Raw genomic sequence first — 17,884 nt, forward strand, 5'->3', positions numbered from 1 at the left:
CCCAAACGCAGCCGGCCTCACCCCCTTCCAGCTCATCCAGCGCGAACGTCCCCGCCCCGTCCCCAGGTAGTGTCCCATGAGTATTAATTTCGTTACCGCCATGGCAGTGAAGTCCTTCGATGTGCCCGACAAGAAGCGGTGCCCGGATAAGGCCGAATTCGATCTCTGCACTGTGAACGACTACTCGGTGGCACGGCTGATCCTGGGCCCGGGCTGGCGGTGGTCGGAGAACACCAGACCCTACGAACAGACGGACGTGTGCCAGCACCACCATCTGGGCGTCTGCATCTCCGGTGAAATGGAAGTCGAATCGGCCGAAGGGCTGCACTCCACGATCCACGCCAACGACACCTACGCGATTCCGCCGGGCCATGACGAATGGGTGGTGGGCCCGAAGCCGTTCGTGGCCGTGGAATTCCTGGGTGCGGCGTCCTTCGGGCGCAGCGGCGCCAGGGGAGTGCACGCCAGAGTCTGAATTCGGTACTGGCTTCGGGCCATGGGCCCGCTCATGGTAGGCTAGTTCGTTGTCTGGCAAGGCACGGACGCACAATCCATTGAATCCCGCATTTGATGAGGGTTGCCCTGTGCCCAGTAGCAAAAGGCAGCGGTTGGCCGATGCTCTCCATCGTGGAGGCCAGTAACACTGACACACCGCAGATATTGGAAGGACACAAGTGGCTAACAACACTCGTGCTCGCCGTACCGCACGCCTTTCGCGCGCACTCGGCATCGCTCTGACCCCCAAGGCCGCCAAGTACATGGAGCGCCGCCCGTACGGCCCCGGTGAGCATGGCCGTGCCCGCAAGAAGCAGGACTCCGACTACGCCGTACGTCTGCGCGAAAAGCAGCGTCTGCGCGCCCAGTACGGCATCCGCGAAGCCCAGATGACCCGTGCMTTCGAAGAAGCACGCCGCACCAAGGGCCTGACCGGTGAAAACCTGATCGAACTGCTCGAAATGCGTCTCGACGCCCTCGTGCTGCGTGCMGGCTTCGCCCGCACCATCGCCCAGGCCCGCCAGCTGGTTGTGCACCGCCACATCCTCGTTGACGGCATCCGCGTTGACCGCCCGTCTTTCCGCGTCGCCGAGGGCCAGCTGGTCCACGTTCACAGCCGCAGCGAGACCATGCCTCCGTTCCAGGTTGCAGCAGCCGGCGCCCACCGCGACGTCCTGCCGATCGTTCCGGCCTACCTGGACGTCAAGCTTGACGCCCTGCAGGCCCGCCTGGTGCGCCGCCCCAAGCGTTCCGAGATCCCCGTGACCTGCGAAGAGCAGCTCGTCGTGGAATTCTACGCACGCTAGTTCAAAAGGCAACACCTACAAAGAAGCCCGTGGCAAGCGCCGCGGGCTTCTTTGTATGTAAGGTACTGGGGGGAGTTCCCCGGGAGCTGATTCTGTCCGTCGGTTGAATCCGTCCGGGCACACAACGAGCAGCTATCCACTGCAGTTCAAGGAGATGAGTGTCTATGTCTGGTGGCGATATTGCCGGCCTGATCGCGGCAGGGGTGTTTGCACTCCTGGTCCTGCTGCTCGCCGTGCCGATCCTGAAGCTCGGGGGAGTGTTCGACGAAGTACGGACCTCCATCCGGTCAATCAGCGACGGCGCCACCCCGCTCATGGACGAGGTCACCGCCACGGTGACCACCACCAACGAGCAGTTGAAGAAGGTCGACGGCATTTCCTCCAACGTCTCGGACGCGTCCGCCAACATTTCGGCGCTGTCCTCGCTGGTGGCCGCCACCGTGGGATCGCCGCTGATCAAAGTCGCTGCCTTCAGCTACGGCGTACGCTCCGCCTTCTCCGCCCGCAAAAAGCCCGCCACCGGCCGGCGCAGCCGCTAAGCCCGCCAGGAGAACCTGAAATGAACAGAATTATCTGGATGGGAATCGGCGTCGCGATCGGCGTCATCGCCTTCCGCAAGGTCACCGAAGCCCAGTCCGCGCTCGGCCCCGAGGGGCTCAACCGGGCCGTGGGACGGCTGGCGGACGGACTGTTCGACTTCGCCGACGCCGTCCGCGAAGGCATGGGGGAGCGGGAAGCCGAACTCCGCACTGCCCTTGGCATCGACACGGCAGCAGATATCGCTGCCGGCGGCGCCGTTGCCCGCCGGGATGCGGTCCGGCGCTAGCCGGGAGAGAATTAGTAAGTACGGTGCCCGTTAAGGGCGTGCCGGCATGTCCGAACCTCCTAAAAAGAGACCCCGTTCGACGGGGCCCGGATCAGTGCCGGTCCTCAGCTTGTCCCGCGCAGCACAGACGCGGGCCACATAACGCAGTGAATATTGAAGGGTAAGAAATCAGCTCATGAAGTCGCAGGAGATCACCAAGCGCTGGATCGACTTTTTTGTCAGCAAGGGACACACCGCCGTGCCCTCCGCCTCCCTGGTCTCCAGCGACCCCTCCTTGCTGTTCACCGTGGCCGGCATGGTGCCGTTCATCCCGTACCTGACTGCCCGTGAGGAAGCCCCCTACCAGCGGGCCACCAGCGTGCAGAAGTGCATCCGGACCGGTGACATCGAGGAAGTCGGCAAGACCGCCCGCCACGGCACCTTCTTCCAGATGTGCGGCAACTTCTCCTTTGGCGACTACTTCAAGGAAGACGCCATCAAGTTCGCGTGGGAACTGCTCACCACCAGCGTGGACGACGGCGGGTACGGACTGCCGCCGGAGCGGCTCTGGGTCACCGTCTATGAAGAGGACGACGAGGCCGAGCAGCTGTGGCTGAAGAACACGGGCATGCCCGCCGAGCGCATCCAGCGCATGGGCAAGGCGGACAACTACTGGTCCACCGGCCAGCCCGGCCCGGCCGGTCCCTGCTCGGAGATCTACTACGACCGTGGCCCGTCCTACGGCGTTGAGGGCGGCCCCATCGCCGACGAAAACCGCTATGTCGAGATCTGGAACCTCGTGTTCATGCAGTACCAGATCGACAACGTCCGCTCCAAGGTGGACTTCGACATCACCGGTGAACTGCCCAAGAAGAACATCGACACGGGCCTCGGCATGGAACGCCTCGCGATGATCCTGCAGGACGTCGAAAACATGTACGAGACGGACCAGGTCCGTCCGGTGATCGACCGCGCCGCGGCACTCTCCGGCCGGGAATACACGTCCGCGGAGTCCGCTGAAGACCCGCACCACACCGACGACGTCCGCATGCGGGTCGTTGCCGACCACATCCGCTCGGCCCTCATGCTGATTGCCGACGGCGTCACGCCCTCCAACGAAGGCCGCGGCTACGTCCTGCGCCGCCTGATCCGCCGCGCCGTGCGCTCCATGCGCCTGCTCGGCGTCGAAAAGGCCTGCCTGCCGGAGCTGCTGCCGGCCTCGCGGGACGCCATGAAGGGCGTCTACCCGATCGTGGAGACCGACTTCGAGCGGATCAGCCGGATCGCCTACGCCGAAGAAAAGGCATTCCTGCGCACCATCGCCTCCGGCACCGCACGGCTCGAGGACGCCGTCAAGGAGTCCAAGTCCGCCGGCCGGCCGCTCTCCGGCGCCGATGCCTTCGCCCTGCACGACACCTACGGGTTCCCGATCGACCTCACCCTGGAGATGGCAGAGGAGGCCGGACTCAAGGTCGACGAGCCCGAGTTCCGCAAGCTCATGCTCGAACAGCGCCAGCGCGCCCAGGCCGATGCCAAGGGCAAGAAGGGTGCCCACGCCGACCTCAGTGCGTTCCAGGAGCTCCTGGCCGAGGGCGAGACCGTCTTCACCGGCTACACCGACCTGCAGGGCGAATCCAAGGTCCGCGGCATCCTGGCCGGCGGCCGCAAGGTCTCCCAGGCCTCCACCGGCGATGAAATCGAGTTGGTCCTGGCCGAGACGCCCTTCTACGCCGAGGCCGGCGGCCAGGCCGCCGACACCGGACTCATCACCGGCGACGGCTTCGTCGTCGAAGTCCTGGACGTCCAGCGCCCGCTCAAGGGCCTGAGCGTGCACAAGGCGATTGTCCGCGAAGGCGAAATCGGCACGGATGTCCTGGTCCAGGCCGCCGTCGACCGGGAACGCCGCCACGCCGCGGAACAGGCCCACACCGGCACGCACATTGTGCACGCGGCCCTGCACCAGATCCTCGGCCCGGAAGCCCTGCAGCGCGGCTCCTTCAACAAGGCCGGCTACCTGCGCTTCGACTTCGCCTGGGGCGAGGGCCTGAGCGCCGCCACCAGGTCCGAGATCGAGGAAGTTTCCAACATCKCCATCCGCAACAACTTCCGGGTGGAGACCAAGATCATGGGACTGGCTGAGGCCAAGGCACTCGGCGCCATGGCGCTGTTCGGCGAGAACTACGGCAACGAAGTCCGGGTCGTGGAGATCGACGGCGCGTGGTCCCGCGAACTCTGCGGCGGCACCCACGTCGAAAACACGTCGCGGATCGGCAGCCTGTCCCTTCTCGGAGAGCAGTCCGTTGGCTCGGGAAACCGCCGTGTCGAGGCCTTCGTGGGCATGGACGCCTTCCGGCACCTCGCCGCCGAACGCGCCCTCGTCACCGAGCTCACCGAAATGCTGAAGGTACCCTCGGGACTCCTCGCGGACCGGATCGCCAGCACGCTGACCAAGCTCAAGACCGCCGAAAAGGAACTTGAGCGCCTGCGCAAGGAACAGCTCACCGCTGCCGCCGCCCAGCTGGTCGGCACCGCCAAGGACGCCGCCGGCGTCAAGGTCATTGCCCACGACGCCGGGCAGGTCAGCGGCGCCGATGACCTGCGCGGGCTGGCCCTGGACCTGCGGACGCGTCTGGGGTCCGAGCCCGCCGCCGTCGCGGTGGCCGGTGTCAGCAACGACCGTCCTGTGATCCTGATCGCCACCAACGAGGCCGCCCGGGCAGCCGGCGTCAAGGCAGGTGCCCTGGTGCGCCTCGCCGCCGGTGTCCTCGGCGGCGGCGGTGGCGGCAAGGACGACGTCGCGCAGGGCGGCGGCACGGACGCCGCCCAGGTCGGAGCTGCCCTCAGCGCCGTCGTGGACGCGATTACCCGGCGATAGCGGAACCATACGTGTCTGAAGCTGCTGTGGCCGGCGTCTATCCCCGGGGTGTGAAGCTCGGGGTGGACGTCGGCACCGTCCGTGTGGGTGTGGCCGTCTGCGACCGCGACGGAATCCTGGCGACCCCGCTGCGCACGCTGCAGCGGAACGTGAAAAAGAACACTGACGTGCGTATCCTGGCCGCTCTGGCCGTGGAGCTGGACGCCGTGGAGATTTTCGTGGGCCTGCCGCGCACCATGAAGGGCGAAGAGCACGCCTCGGCCAGGATGGCGACGGAGTACGCACACTTGCTGGCCCGGGCCCTGCAGGCCGCCGGATCGGACATGCCCGTGCGGCTGGTTGACGAGCGGCTGAGCACCGTGACGGCCCACCGCAACCTGCACGAAGCTGGCATGAGCAGCCGGAATCACCGTACAGTTGTTGATCAGGTTGCGGCGGCAGGTATTCTGCAGCATGCGATTGATATGCAAAAGGCCAGGGGAACGGAGGTCGGAAACCGCGTCTACGCGGAGTCTGCGCCGGGGCCGACCGGAGACGGCGCACAGACCGGCCCGGCAGTACAGACGCACTCTTCAGAACATGGAAGGCTACAGTGAGCCCGGTCAACAGTGATGACTCCTCCGGTGACGACCTCGGTGGTGCCAGCCGACCGCTGACGCGCAAGGAGATCAGGGCCCGGGAGAAGCTCCTGGCGACCCAGGGGCACAACGTGATCCCGCCGCAGGCATTCGAGACGGGACAGGATGTCCCGGCGGCGGCGCCTTCGGAAGCCCGGCCGGCCAACGAGCCGCCGCAGGCAGCTCCGGAGATCCCCGAAGCGGCACCCACCGTGCACGAAGAACCGCTGCACGAAGAGCCTCTGTTTGAAGAACCCGTGCACGACGCTCTTCCCGTCGAACCCGTGCACGACGCTGTGCATGAAGAACGTGTGCATGACGAACCTCTGGACGAAGTCCCCGCTGAGGCAGAGCCCGTCCGCGATGACTTCACCCGGATGATGCCGGTCCCCGGCGTCCCTTCCCACGACCCCGCCGACGATGAGCCCGCCCRCCATGCCGCAGATCATGAGGCCGCAGCCCACGACGCGGTAGATCACCACGCCGTTTATGCCRCGGCCGGGCAGTACGGCCACCAGACCCACCACGATGCCGCTGGCCAGGATGCAACCGCCCATGATGGCTATGCCCTGCACCCCCACGACGAGGCTCACCATGCTTACGACGACTCCGTCGACCCCCAGGTGCACCCTGAGGCCGAGTACCACGCCGAACCAGCTCACGATCTGATGGCCGGAGCCGTCCGCTACGACAAGGTCCCGACCAAGAAGGTCCGCCGCCGGCGCCGCGTCCTGGCCCTGGTGCTGACCCTGACGGTCTTCGTTGTCGCCATCGCGGTGGGCGCACAGTTCCTCAAGCCCCTCCTGGGCGGGGACACCAAGGCGGACTACCCCGGCCCCGGGACCGGCGAGGTCAGCATCGTAGTCCAGCCCGGCGACGGACCGAGGTCCGTGGCCACCGAGCTGGAGTCGAAGAAGGTTGTGGCGAACGCGGACACGTTCCTCAAGGCGTTCACCGCGTCCGGCGGTGCCCTGAACCCGGGCACGTTCTCGATGCGCCAGGAAATGAAGAATTCGGATGCCGTGGACATCCTGCTCAACAAGGACAAGGGCAAGGTCATGTACTTTGCGCTCAGCGCCGGGTTGCGGATCAGCGAATCCCTGCAGGCGATTTCCGAGGGAACCGGGATCCCGGTTCCGGACCTGAAGGCGCTCAGCGATGCGCCCGCGCAGTTCGGCGTCCCGGCCAAGGCCAAGAACCTGGAGGGCTACCTGGCTCCGGGAGAGTACCGCTTCCCGCTGGGCTCCTCCGCCAAGGACATCCTGCAGCAGCTGGTCGGCAGTACCCAGGATGAGCTCAAGGCCCAGGGCGTCACCGATCCCGCCAAACAATACGACGTCCTCACCGTAGCGAGCATCGTCCAGGCAGAAGGCGGCCAGGCCGAATACGGGGACGTTGCCGGCGCTATCTACAACCGCCTCAAGCCCAACAACACCGAGACCAACGGGCTCATCCAGTCCGATGCGACCGTCACCTATGGCCTGGGCATCCGCAGCTTCCACATCGACGAGGGCCAGAAGGCCGACAAGTCGAACCCGTACAACACCTACGCCAACCAGGGGCTGCCGGCCGGACCCATCGGCTCGCCGGGCAAGACGGCCATTGACGCCGCCGCCAAGCCCAAGACCAACAACTACCTGTACTGGGTCACCATCAACCTGGACACCAAGGAGACCAAGTTCTCCAAGACCCTGGCCGAACACCTCGGTTACGTGGAGCAGTACAACTCCTGGTGCGAGGCGAACCCGGGACGTTGCGTATGACGCTGCGGGCGGCCGTCCTCGGGCATCCCATCAGCCATTCGAAGTCTCCGGCGCTGCATAGGGCCGCCTACGCGCTCTTGGGCGTGGACATCGCCTACTCCGCCATTGATGTGACAGAGGCCGACCTGCCGGACTTCATGCGGCAGGTCCGGGGCGAGGTCCGCGCTGAGGGGTCCTGGCGCGGGCTTTCGGTCACCATGCCGCTCAAATCCGCCATGGTGGCGGAAGTGGACGAGGTCCGGGGCGTGGCCGGTGCGCTTGGCGTCGTTAACACTGTTGCCTTCGAATCCGACGGCGGCTCAACCCGGCTGGTTGCCTACAACACCGACGTCGCCGGGATCGTCAACGCGCTCCGGCACGCCGGGGCGGCCGCGGCACCCACCGCCGTGGTCCTCGGCGGGGGCGGGACCGCTGCGGCAGCCATCGCAGCCCTCAAGGAACTCGGTGCGGCGTCCGCCGAAGTGTTCGTGCGCGACGTCAGCCGGGCCAGCGAGGCCCGCGCCGCCTCCGCCGCCGTGGGGCTCCCCGTCCAGGTGCTTCCCCTCGACGGTGCGGCCGCCGCCGTCGCCACGGCCGACGTCGTCATCTCCACCTTCCCGCCCCGCGCGGCAGATGGGCTTGCCGCCGAAATCGCTGCCGGGCTGGCAGCAGCCTCGGGCCACCCGGGCGTCCTCCTGGACGTCGCCTACGATCCGTGGCCCAGCCGGATTGCCGCGGCCTGGCAGGAAGCCGGCGGCACAGTGGTCCCTGGTCTTGAAATGCTCATCTACCAGGCAGTGGAGCAGGTGCGGCATTTCACCGGACTGGGAGAGGCCCTGCCGGCCGGAGTCATAGATGTGATGTGTGACGCAGTCGGGGCACCCCGACGGGTGTTCTAAGTGCCCGACATGGCAGGATGGATTGTATGTTGCGTTGGTTGACTGCCGGTGAATCCCATGGCCCGGCACTGGTCGGAATTATTGAAGGCGTGCCCGCCGGTGTTGAACTCACCAGCGCCCACATCAGCGAGGCGCTGGCCCGCCGGCGGCTAGGTTATGGCCGCGGTGCCCGGATGAAATTCGAGCAGGACGTGGTCACGATCCTCGGCGGCGTCCGCCACGGCCTGACCCAGGGCGGCCCCGTCGCCATCCAGGTCGGCAACACCGAGTGGCCCAAGTGGGAACAGATCATGTCCTCCGATCCCGTGGAGCCGGAAATCCTGGCCGACCAGGCCCGGAACGCCCCGCTGACACGGCCGCGGCCCGGCCACGCCGACTTCACCGGCATGCAGAAATACGGCTTTGACGAGGCCCGTCCGGTGCTGGAACGTGCCAGCGCCCGCGAGACGGCCACCCGGGTGGCGCTCGGCACGGTCGCCGCAGCGTTCCTCAAGCAGGTCGGGATCGAACTCGTCTCCCACACCGTGTCCATCGCCAGCGTTGCCGTGCCGGAAGGCCGGCCGCTGCCCCGCCCCGGCAATGTGATCGCCCTTGACGCCGACCCGCTGCGCTGCTTCGACCGCGAAACCTCGGACGCCATGGTGGCCGAGGTCGACGTCGCACACAAGGAAGGCGAAACCCTCGGCGGCGTCGTTGAAGTGCTGGCCTACGGCCTCCCGCCGGGACTCGGCAGTTACGTCCACTGGGACCGGCGCCTTGACTCGCGCCTGGCGGCGGCCCTGATGGGCATCCAGGCCATCAAGGGCGTCGAGGTCGGCGACGGCTTCCGCACGGCCGCGCGCCGCGGCTCGGCTGCCCACGACGAGATCGTCAAGGACGCGGACGGCAAGATCATCCGCACCTCCAACCGCGCAGGCGGGATCGAGGGCGGCATGAGCATTGGCGATGTCCTGCGTGTCCGTGCCGCCATGAAGCCGATCGCCACCGTGCCGCGCGCGCTCAAGACGGTCGACGTCAGCACCGGCGAGGCCGCCAAGGCCCACCACCAGCGCTCCGACGTCTGTGCCGTCCCGGCCGCCGGCGTGGTGGCCGAGGCCATGGTGGCCCTCGTGATCGCCGAAGCGGTCGCGGAAAAATTCGGCGGTGACTCCGTGCAGGAGACCGCCCGCAACATCAAGGGTTACCTGGACAGCATTCCGGCGTCCCTGGACTCGATCGGCCACTAGTGCCGGTGGGGAATACCGAAGCGCTCTCCGCCGCGGCACGCCACATTGGCCCGGTGGTCCTGATCGGACCGATGGCCGTGGGTAAATCGGCGATCGGGCAGCAGCTCGCTCAGCACCTCGGGTGCGCCTTCGCCGACACCGACGCCCTCGTGGTGGCCCAGCACGGGACCATCGCCGAGATCTTCGCCAGCCGCGGCGAGCACGCCTTCCGCGAGCTGGAGGCCAGGGCCGTAGCGCAGGCCATCGACGAGGCGCGGGGCGGCACCAGTGTCATTTCCCTTGGCGGCGGGGCCGTCCTGGACTCCGGGACGCAGCAGCTGCTGGCCCGCTGTACCGTGGTGTACCTCGAATGCGACGCCGAGACCGTGGCGGAACGCATTGCCAAGAATTCCGGCCGGCCACTCCTGGCCGGCGACGCCATGGGCAGGTGGCGGGCCCTGTTCGCCACCCGGCAGCCGGTCTACGAACGCCTCGCCGACCTCGTCCTCGATGTCCGGAGCGGCAACGTTGCGGAGCTGGCTCACCGTCTGGAAGAAGCGCTGGGGGAGCGCGCCGTGGCCAAGTCCGCGGCAGTGCCCACTCGGGCGTCAACAAAGGAAGTTGAAAAGTGAGTACCGAATCAACCGTCATCAAAGTCACCGGACAAACGCCCGCTGAGAACTACGACGTCGTAGTGGGCCGCGGCCTGCTGGCGAGCCTGCCGGGCCTGCTGGGCGAACGCGTCAAGCGTGTCCTGGTCATCCACCCCCGCGCGCTCCGGCTCACCGGCGACACTGTCCGCGAAGAGCTGGCCGCCGCCGGTTTCACCGCGCTGACCGCAGAAATCCCGGACGCCGAAGAGGGCAAGCACATTGAGGTGGCCTCCTTCTGCTGGCAGGTGCTGGGGCAGAACGACTTCACCCGCTCCGACGCCATCGTCGCCGTCGGCGGCGGCGCCGTGACGGACCTAGCCGGCTTTGTCGCCGCGACCTGGCTGCGCGGCGTAAAGGTCATCCACATGCCCACGAGCCTGCTGGGCATGGTGGACGCCTCCGTCGGCGGGAAGACCGGGATCAACACCGCCGAGGGCAAGAACCTCGTCGGCGCATTCCACCCGCCCGCCGGCGTCCTCGCGGATCTGGACACCCTGGAGACGCTGCCGAAGAACGAGATCATCTCCGGCATGGCCGAGGTCATCAAATGCGGTTTCATCGCCGACCCGGCCATCCTGGACCTGATCGAAAAGGACCCCACCGCCGTCTCCGATCCGCGCTCGGAGGTCCTGCGCGAACTGATCGAACGAGCCATCAGCGTCAAGGCCAAGGTGGTCTCCGAGGACCTGAAGGAAACCGGCCAGCGCGAGATCCTGAACTACGGCCACACCCTGGGCCACGCGATCGAACTCGCGGAACGCTATTCCTGGCGTCACGGTGCCGCCGTCTCCGTCGGCATGATGTTCGCCGCCGAGCTCGCCCGCAGCGTCGGCCGGCTCAGCGACGCCGACGCCGACAGGCACCGGAGCATCCTCGAAAGCCTGGGGCTTCCCATCACCTACCGCCGCGACCGCTGGCAGGCCCTCCTCGACGGCATGCGCCGGGACAAGAAATCCCGTGGTGACCTGCTGCGATTCGTGGTGCTCGACGGCGTCGGGCGGCCCGGCATCCTTGACGTCCCGGACACGTCACTGCTCTTTGCCGCCTACCAGGAGATTGCCTCCTGATGATGACGGTGAAGGGCGGCACCACCGAGTGGCCCGACGCGGGAGTTCCCGGAATCCGGATCAACCCGCAAAGCCTCATGCCCCAGATCGTCAACGACGAGGTCCTGGCCGAGGCGTTGGCGGCCTCCACCGACCCGGGCGACCTGATCCTCCTCAGGCTCGTCGAAGGGCACGCGGCCGAAGCCGCCGAACTCCTTGCCGACGCCCGGTACAAGGACCCCGGCTCGCTCCGGCTGCGGATCTTCGAGGCGGACGTGCTCCGGGTTTCCAACCGGTTCGACCGCGCCGTCGAGGTGTTCCGCCAGCTCCTCGCCGAGACCCAGGGCACCCTGGAAGAGGCGGCCGTGCGGCAGCACCTGGGCCGGTCCTACTTCGCCGGCGGCAACGTCGGCGCCGCCGTCGAGTCCTTCGCCAAGGCCCTGGATTTGCGCGTGGCCGGCTCCGCCGACGCGGCCCTGGTCTACGCCTCCGCGGTGGCGCTGCAACGCGCCCGGGACGTGCTGGAACAGCAGTCCTGAGGCCCCGTCAGCCAGTGGTCGGCCGGAACCGGTAGAATAGATCTTGGATTTTTGACAAATACGCGCTGGCGGGCCGCTTGGCATGCCGGCCCGGCATAAGCGTCTGGCCGCTAGCACCGGCCTGATGGAACCATCGAGAAACTAAGAGGATACTGTGGCAACCACTAACGACATCAAGAACGGAACCGTCCTTAAGCTTGAGGGCCAGCTTTGGAACATCATCGAGTTCCAGCACGTCAAGCCCGGCAAGGGTGGCGCGTTCGTGCGCACCAAGATGCGCAACGTGATGTCCGGCAAGGTCGTCGACAAGACCTTCAACGCTGGACTGAAGATCGAGACCGCCACGGTGGACCGCCGCGACTACCAGTACCTGTACCAAGACGGCGCCGACTTCGTCTTCATGGACACCTCGGACTTCGACCAGCTCACCGTTTCGGCTGCCACCGTCGGCGACGCCACCAACTTCATGCTCGAAAACCAGATGGTCAACATCGCCATCCACGAGGGCAACCCGCTCTACATCGAACTGCCCCCGAGCGTCGTCCTCGAGATCACCTACACGGAGCCGGGCCTGCAGGGCGACCGCTCCTCGGCCGGCACCAAGCCCGCCACCCTCGAAACCGGGTACGAGATCCAGGTTCCGCTGTTCGTCGAGAACAACACCAAGGTCAAGGTCGACACCCGCGACGGCTCCTACCTCGGCCGGGTCAACGACTAGTGAGTGCACGCGGTAAGGCCCGGARCCGGGCCCTCGATGTCCTCTTTGAGGCCGAGCAGCGCTCCGCCTCGGCCTTCGACGTACTGAAGTCCCGCCGCGAGCAGACAGACCAGATCGTCAACCCGTACACCCTGGAAATTGTCGAAGGCGTGGTGTCCCACCAGGCCGCCATCGACGAATTCCTGGAGACCTATTCGCAGGGCTGGACCCTGGAGCGCATGCCCTCCGTGGACCGCATCATCCTGCGGATCGGCACGTGGGAACTGCTCTACAACGACGACGTGCCCGACGGCGTGGCTGTCAGCGAGGCTGTGGCCCTGGCCAAGACGCTCTCCACTGACGAGTCGCCGTCGTTCATCAACGGCCTGCTGGGCCGCCTGCAGCAGCTGAAGCCTTCGCTGCTGGCCTAGGTCGTTCGGGAACAACAACCCAGCACCACAAAGAACCCCGCCCGGGACTCCGGGCGGGGTTCTTTCGTTAGCCGACGACGGCGGCGCGGAGGGCGGCGATCTCGGCAAGTTGGCGCTGCTCATCGCGTTGATGCGCGGCCACGTCCCGGCCGCCGAGGATCCGCTGCCGGGTAAAGGCAAGCTCGGTGGCCGCATGGAGCAGGGCCTTCATCTGGGCGTCCCGCCCCACGGACCTGGCCCAGCGCAGTGCGGAGCGCCGTCCGCCGGGGGTGGCCATCATGTCCACCTCGGCCGCGGTGAACCAGCCCGCGGCAGCGTACTCACTGAGCCGCTGGCGCGTGAGCCTGCGCTCCGCCACCCGCAGCAGGGCAATGACCAGGACCGCCAGCAGGAAGATCGGCACCTGCACCAGCACGTACTGGGTCAGGAAGTCCTGGCCCATGCTGTTCCAGCCGCTGTGCAGAAGCATCGCCGGGACGAGGCCGACCAGGAACGCCAGCACGGACAGCCCGGTGCTCCCGCGGCTCGCGGCGAAGCCCATGATCAGCCCCGTGGTACCCGTGAAAATGGCGTGGGCGAACGGTGACATGACCCCGCGCAGGAAGAACACGACCGCGAGGTCCGTGCCCGGGTCGCTGGATTCGGCAATGGCGCGGCCGAAGTAGAGGATGTTCTCGGTGAACGCGAAGCCGGCCGCGATCGYGAAGGCGAACACCACACCGTCCACCGGTCCGTTGAAATGTTTCGGGGCGAAGAGCAGGATCATCAGCAGCCCCAGGGACTTGGCGAATTCCTCCACCACCGGCGCCTGGACCGTTACTGCGAACGTCGTATGGTCCAGTCCCGAGGCCGGCCCGGCCAGCAGCGAAAAATAGGGCTGGATAAGCATGGTCACCGCTATCGAGACGACGGCTCCCCAGGCAAAGGCGAAGAGCAGCAGCGCCCTGGGCTCGGGTTCCCAGCGGTCGATGAAGCGCACCGTCAACAGCACGGTCGTCAAGGGAACCAGGGAGGCGATGAAGCCCACCACGAAGCCGGAGATTCCCGTGCGGTCCAGGAGGAAGGGCAGGACCAGGAAGAGGCTGATGAACGCCAGGAGTCCGCCGGCGAGCACAAGTCCAAAAACGCCGGCGGAGCTGTTGCCGGCCTTCCAGCCGGAACTGCCTCCCGCGGGAACGGCGGGTGGCAGCGCCGGCGGGAAGTGGCCGCGGCTGTTGGCCGGCGCCTGCTGGTAGTGCTGCGGCCGGACATGCCCCAGCCACGTCGGGTTGGCCTGCTGGGGCAGCGGCGGCCGGCCGGAAGCGGGGTAGCCGGGCCGGTCATGCCCCGGCCGCGGCTCGTTCGTCGTCATGGACTCGAGCCTATGTCCGTGTGAGGTTAAACGCATTCGGGCGGCGACGGGCCGCCAGCCCCGCTGTGGTAATTTGAAAGAGCAAATAATCCTTTTTTAATTCCGTCCCGTGAGGCGGGGAAAGGGGAGACGAGCTTTGACTTCTGTGCCTTCAGCACCGGGTCCGGCGAAGGTTGTGCTCACCAGGGTTGTCCTCAACCAGGCTGACATCGACCGCGCCCTCACTCGTATCGCCCATGAAATTCTCGAGGCCAACAAGGGCTCCCAGGACCTCGTCCTGCTGGGCATCCCGCGCCGGGGCTACCCCCTCGCCGTCCGCCTCGCCGCCAAAATCGCCGCCGCCGACCCCACCGTGGACGCCGCCGCGATCGTCGGCCAGCTCGACGTCACCATGTTCCGCGATGACCTCTCCCACCAGCCCACCCGGCCGCCGTACCCCACCCAGCTGCCGCGCACAGGGATCGACAACAAGGTTGTCGTGCTCATCGACGACGTCCTCTACTCCGGACGCACCATCCGCGCAGCCCTGGATGCCATCATCGACCTCGGCCGCCCGCGGATTGTCCGCCTGGCGGTGCTGATCGACCGTGGCCACCGCGAACTGCCCATCCGCGCGGACCACGTCGGCAAGAACCTGCCCACGTCCTCCTCCGAGAAGGTCCGTGTCCGGCTCGAGGAAACCGACAGCGTCGACGGCGCCCCGGTCAATGAAGTGGTTATCGAGGCCACCGCATGAGGCACCTGCTCTCCACCGAAGACCTGAGCCTGCACAACGCCATCCGCATCCTCGACACCGCCGAGGAAATGGCAGCCGTCGGGGAGCGTGAGGTCAAGAAGCTCCCCGCCCTGCGCGGCCGTACCGTGGTCAACCTCTTCTTCGAGGACTCCACCCGCACCCGGATCTCCTTCGAGGCCGCGGCCAAGCGGCTCTCCGCGGACGTCATCAACTTCGCCGCGAAGGGCTCCTCCGTCTCCAAGGGCGAGTCCCTCAAGGACACCGCCCAGACACTCGCCGCGATGGGCGCCGACGCCGTCGTCATCCGGCACTGGGCCTCCGGCGCCCCGCACCGGCTCGCCGCCACCGACTGGATCGACGCCGCCGTCATCAACGCCGGCGACGGCACCCACGAACACCCCACCCAGGCACTGCTGGACGCGTTCACCATGCGCCGGCACTGGGCCAAGCTGGCCGGCRCGCCGTCGGCCGGGGCGGACCTGCAGGGCATGCGCGTCGCCATCGCGGGCGACGTCCTGCACTCCCGCGTGGCCCGCTCCAACGTCTGGCTGCTGCGCACCCTCGGCGCCGAGGTCACACTCGTCGCGCCGCCCACGCTGCTGCCCATCGGCGTCGAAAAATGGCCTTGCGCCGTCAGCTTCGACCTCGACGAGACCCTCGCCCAGGGCGTGGACGCCATGATGATGCTCCGCGTCCAGGGCGAACGGATGAACGCGTCCTTCTTCCCGACCACCCGCGAGTACTCACGCCGGTGGGGCTTCGACGACAACCGGCTCCGGGCCCTCGACAGCCTGGGGCTCAAGGACACCATCATCATGCACCCCGGTCCCATGAACCGAGGCCTGGAAATCTCCGCTGCCGCCGCCGACTCGCCCCGCTCCACGGTGCTGGCGCAGGTCCGCAACGGCGTCTCCATCCGAATGGCGGCACTGTACCTGCTGCTCTCCGGCGAGAACCGCGAACCGGCCGCCGCACCAGTCGCACCCGCCGCGGCCTCCCTTGCCGGGGTGGCTGTATCTGCCTCCGCGGCCGCGTCCCCCGCCCATCCGAACGCCACTTATTCCCCCCAGGAGAGCCACTGATGGCCCAACAGCAGCAGAACGCAGACAACAGCGGCGCCTACCTGATCCGCGGCGCCGCGATCCTGGGCGGAGCAGCCGAGGACCTCCTGATCCGTGACGGCGTCATCGCCGCGCGCGGCCGGGAATTGGACGCCGGGGACGCAACCATCATCGACGCCACCGGCCTCGTCGCCCTGCCCGGCATGGTGGACATCCACACCCACCTGCGCGAACCCGGCCGCGAAGACGCCGAAACCGTGGAAACCGGCACCCGCGCCGCCGCCCTCGGCGGCTACACGGCCGTCCACGCGATGGCCAACAGCACCCCGGTGGCCGACACCGCCGGCGTCGTCGAACAGGTGCTCACCCTGGGCCGCACCGCCGGCTGGGTGGACGTCCGCCCCGTGGGCGCCGTCACCGTCGGCCTGGCGGGGGAGCAGCTCGCCGAACTGGGTGCCATGGCCGACTCCCGCGCCCACGTGCGGGTGTTCTCGGACGACGGCATCTGCGTCCACGATCCCGTGCTGATGCGGCGCGCGCTCGAGTACGTCAAGGCGTTCGACGGCGTCGTGGCCCAGCACGCACAGGAACCCCGCCTCACCGCCGGCGCCCAGATGAATGAGGGCGAGGTCTCCGCGGTCCTGGGCCTGGCCGGTTGGCCGGCCGTCGCCGAAGAGAGCATCATCGCCCGCGACGTGCTCCTGGCCCAGCACGTCGGCTCCCGCCTGCACGTCTGCCACGTCTCCACCGCCGGGTCCGTGGAAATCATCCGCTGGGCCAAGTCCCGAGGTGTCAACGTCACGGCCGAGGTCACCCCGCACCACCTCTGGCTCACCGACGAGCTCGCCCGCAGCTACGACCCCGTCTACAAGGTCAACCCGCCGCTGCGCACCGACGCCGATGTCCAGGCCCTCCGCGCTGCCCTGGCCGACGGCACGATCGACGTCGTCGGCACCGACCACGCCCCGCACCCGAGCGAACACAAGGAATGCGAATGGGCGCAGGCGGCCATGGGCATGACCGGACTGGAAACCGCGCTGTCCGTAGTGCAGCACACCATGATCGAAACCGGGCTGATGGGCTGGGAAGACTTCGCCCGCGTCACCTCGACCGCCCCTGCCGCGATCGGCCGGCTGGAGGACCAGGGCCGCCCGCTCGAGCCCGGCGAACCCGCCAACGTCACACTCGTGGACCCGGCTGCGCGCTGGACCGTGGACCCTTCTAAGATGGCAACCATGGGCCGTAACTCTCCGTTTGCCGGCCGGGAACTCCCCGGCAAGGTGGTGGCGACGTTCTTCAAGGGCCACCCGACCGTGCTCGACGGCAAACTAAACACCCCGTACCGGTGGCCGGCCGAGGCCCTCGACGCCGGACCGGCGGGCCGCCCGTGATGGTCAAGGACCTTTCCCTGCTCTTCACGGTGGTCCTGACGGCCGTGGCGCTGATCCTCATCGCGGTCGGCTGGCGCAACCGCCTGCGCCGCCAGTCCGACGTCGAGCCCCTGCCCGAGGTCCCCGACGAACTTGGCGCTCCGCTGGCCACGGCCGACGGGCAGTACGTCGCGTCCACCACTGCCGGCGACTGGCTTGACCGCATTGCCGTGCATCACCTGGGCATCCGCACCAACGCCACGCTCAGCGTGCACACCGACGGTGTGCTCTTCGACCGTGCAGGCGCCGGGCCGGTGTTCATCCCGGCTGCCCGCCTCACGGGCGTGCGCCAGGAAAGCGGCATGGCCGGAAAGTTCGTGGAAAAGGACGGCCTCCTGGTGGTCAGCTGGATGCTCGGCTCCCACGAGCTGGACACCGGCTTCCGGACCCGCCGGGCGGATGAGAAGGACCTGCTCCTGGCCACCCTCAAAGATTTGATCTCCGCAGCCCCTCAGGCGGAAGCCGATAGTGGAAAGTAACGACGTGACGGAATCCA

Annotated in this window: 19 protein-coding genes; 18 read left to right on the forward strand and 1 reads right to left on the reverse strand. The window is 67.5% G+C overall.

The window, feature by feature from the left end:
- Positions 1-76: 76 nt before the first annotated feature.
- The 14 genes from AC1DEY_RS08325 to nusB all read left to right on the forward strand — a co-directional run bounded on the left by AC1DEY_RS08325 (position 77) and on the right by nusB (position 12,810).
- A complete protein-coding gene (locus AC1DEY_RS08325; protein WP_441409032.1) occupies positions 77-475 on the forward strand; it encodes a cupin domain-containing protein in 399 nt (132 codons plus the stop codon).
- A 199-nt stretch (positions 476-674) separates the two neighbouring features.
- Positions 675-1,301, forward strand: a complete 627-nt coding sequence (gene rpsD / locus AC1DEY_RS08330; RefSeq protein ID WP_441409031.1) for a 30S ribosomal protein S4 — start codon at positions 675-677, stop codon at positions 1,299-1,301.
- Positions 1,302-1,465: 164 nt separating this feature from the next.
- Positions 1,466-1,840, forward strand: coding sequence for a DUF948 domain-containing protein (locus AC1DEY_RS08335; protein ID WP_390202822.1), 375 nt, complete (start codon positions 1,466-1,468; stop codon positions 1,838-1,840).
- A gap of 20 nt (positions 1,841-1,860) precedes the next feature.
- Positions 1,861-2,127 (forward strand): DUF6167 family protein, encoded by a 267-nt coding sequence (locus AC1DEY_RS08340; RefSeq protein WP_441409029.1) that lies wholly within the window; start codon positions 1,861-1,863, stop codon positions 2,125-2,127.
- A gap of 175 nt (positions 2,128-2,302) precedes the next feature.
- Positions 2,303-4,981, forward strand: coding sequence for an alanine--tRNA ligase (gene alaS, locus AC1DEY_RS08345; protein WP_476867543.1), 2,679 nt, complete (start codon positions 2,303-2,305; stop codon positions 4,979-4,981).
- Positions 4,982-4,992: 11 nt separating this feature from the next.
- Positions 4,993-5,577: a Holliday junction resolvase RuvX gene (ruvX, locus tag AC1DEY_RS08350; protein WP_476867544.1), complete on the forward strand. Its 585-nt coding sequence runs from the start codon at positions 4,993-4,995 to the stop codon at positions 5,575-5,577.
- A complete protein-coding gene (gene mltG / locus AC1DEY_RS08355) occupies positions 5,574-7,361 on the forward strand; it encodes an endolytic transglycosylase MltG (protein ID WP_476867545.1) in 1,788 nt (595 codons plus the stop codon). The genes ruvX and mltG overlap by 4 nt, the downstream gene beginning before the upstream one ends.
- On the forward strand, positions 7,358-8,239 hold the full coding sequence (locus tag AC1DEY_RS08360) for a shikimate dehydrogenase (RefSeq protein ID WP_441409025.1): 882 nt from the start codon (positions 7,358-7,360) through the stop codon (positions 8,237-8,239). Before mltG ends, AC1DEY_RS08360 begins: the two co-directional genes overlap by 4 nt.
- 26 nt (positions 8,240-8,265) lie before the next feature.
- The gene (aroC, locus tag AC1DEY_RS08365; protein ID WP_441409024.1) at positions 8,266-9,465 is read left to right on the forward strand and encodes a chorismate synthase; all 1,200 of its coding nucleotides are present in this window, start codon (positions 8,266-8,268) and stop codon (positions 9,463-9,465) included.
- The gene (locus tag AC1DEY_RS08370) at positions 9,465-10,076 is read left to right on the forward strand and encodes a shikimate kinase (protein WP_476867546.1); all 612 of its coding nucleotides are present in this window, start codon (positions 9,465-9,467) and stop codon (positions 10,074-10,076) included. The genes aroC and AC1DEY_RS08370 overlap by 1 nt, the downstream gene beginning before the upstream one ends.
- Positions 10,073-11,164 carry a 3-dehydroquinate synthase gene (gene aroB, locus AC1DEY_RS08375; protein WP_441409022.1) on the forward strand — a complete coding sequence of 364 codons (1,092 nt, stop codon included), beginning with the start codon at positions 10,073-10,075 and terminating at the stop codon, positions 11,162-11,164. The genes AC1DEY_RS08370 and aroB overlap by 4 nt, the downstream gene beginning before the upstream one ends.
- Positions 11,164-11,682 (forward strand): tetratricopeptide repeat protein, encoded by a 519-nt coding sequence (locus AC1DEY_RS08380; protein ID WP_476867547.1) that lies wholly within the window; start codon positions 11,164-11,166, stop codon positions 11,680-11,682. The genes aroB and AC1DEY_RS08380 overlap by 1 nt, the downstream gene beginning before the upstream one ends.
- 154 nt (positions 11,683-11,836) lie before the next feature.
- Positions 11,837-12,400 (forward strand): elongation factor P, encoded by a 564-nt coding sequence (gene efp / locus AC1DEY_RS08385; RefSeq protein WP_018773146.1) that lies wholly within the window; start codon positions 11,837-11,839, stop codon positions 12,398-12,400.
- A complete protein-coding gene (gene nusB, locus AC1DEY_RS08390; RefSeq protein ID WP_476867548.1) occupies positions 12,400-12,810 on the forward strand; it encodes a transcription antitermination factor NusB in 411 nt (136 codons plus the stop codon). The genes efp and nusB overlap by 1 nt, the downstream gene beginning before the upstream one ends.
- A 67-nt stretch (positions 12,811-12,877) precedes the next feature.
- Here nusB and AC1DEY_RS08395 read toward each other — a convergent pair whose 3' ends face one another.
- On the reverse strand, positions 12,878-14,161 hold the full coding sequence (locus tag AC1DEY_RS08395; RefSeq protein ID WP_476867549.1) for a PrsW family intramembrane metalloprotease: 1,284 nt from the start codon (positions 14,159-14,161) through the stop codon (positions 12,878-12,880).
- A gap of 136 nt (positions 14,162-14,297) precedes the next feature.
- Here AC1DEY_RS08395 and pyrR point away from each other — a divergent pair, with 136 nt between their 5' ends.
- From pyrR to AC1DEY_RS08415, 4 genes are read left to right on the forward strand one after another with little or no spacing between them, the layout of a single operon-like run.
- Positions 14,298-14,897, forward strand: a complete 600-nt coding sequence (pyrR, locus tag AC1DEY_RS08400; RefSeq protein ID WP_441409020.1) for a bifunctional pyr operon transcriptional regulator/uracil phosphoribosyltransferase PyrR — start codon at positions 14,298-14,300, stop codon at positions 14,895-14,897.
- Positions 14,894-15,979 carry an aspartate carbamoyltransferase catalytic subunit gene (locus AC1DEY_RS08405; protein ID WP_476867550.1) on the forward strand — a complete coding sequence of 362 codons (1,086 nt, stop codon included), beginning with the start codon at positions 14,894-14,896 and terminating at the stop codon, positions 15,977-15,979. The genes pyrR and AC1DEY_RS08405 overlap by 4 nt, the downstream gene beginning before the upstream one ends.
- Positions 15,979-17,349: a dihydroorotase gene (locus AC1DEY_RS08410; protein ID WP_476867551.1), complete on the forward strand. Its 1,371-nt coding sequence runs from the start codon at positions 15,979-15,981 to the stop codon at positions 17,347-17,349. The genes AC1DEY_RS08405 and AC1DEY_RS08410 overlap by 1 nt, the downstream gene beginning before the upstream one ends.
- Positions 17,349-17,867, forward strand: a complete 519-nt coding sequence (locus AC1DEY_RS08415; protein ID WP_476867552.1) for a PH-like domain-containing protein — start codon at positions 17,349-17,351, stop codon at positions 17,865-17,867. Before AC1DEY_RS08410 ends, AC1DEY_RS08415 begins: the two co-directional genes overlap by 1 nt.
- The last annotated feature ends 17 nt before the right edge of the window (positions 17,868-17,884 follow it).

The sequence above is a fragment of the Arthrobacter sp. 05T47 genome (genome assembly GCF_056395825.1).

Bases quoted from the DNA above. Each gene is read 5' to 3' on its own strand.
- AC1DEY_RS08325 (WP_441409032.1), top strand. From the start codon at position 77: ATGAGTATTAATTTCGTTACCGCCATGGCAGTGAAGTCCTTCGATGTG.
- AC1DEY_RS08335 (WP_390202822.1), top strand. From the start codon at position 1,466: ATGTCTGGTGGCGATATTGCCGGCCTGATCGCGGCAGGGGTGTTTGCA.
- AC1DEY_RS08340 (WP_441409029.1), top strand. From the start codon at position 1,861: ATGAACAGAATTATCTGGATGGGAATCGGCGTCGCGATCGGCGTCATC.
- AC1DEY_RS08360 (WP_441409025.1), top strand. From the start codon at position 7,358: ATGACGCTGCGGGCGGCCGTCCTCGGGCATCCCATCAGCCATTCGAAG.
- aroC (WP_441409024.1), top strand. From the start codon at position 8,266: ATGTTGCGTTGGTTGACTGCCGGTGAATCCCATGGCCCGGCACTGGTC.
- AC1DEY_RS08380 (WP_476867547.1), top strand. From the start codon at position 11,164: ATGATGACGGTGAAGGGCGGCACCACCGAGTGGCCCGACGCGGGAGTT.
- AC1DEY_RS08410 (WP_476867551.1), top strand. From the start codon at position 15,979: ATGGCCCAACAGCAGCAGAACGCAGACAACAGCGGCGCCTACCTGATC.
- AC1DEY_RS08415 (WP_476867552.1), top strand. From the start codon at position 17,349: ATGGTCAAGGACCTTTCCCTGCTCTTCACGGTGGTCCTGACGGCCGTG.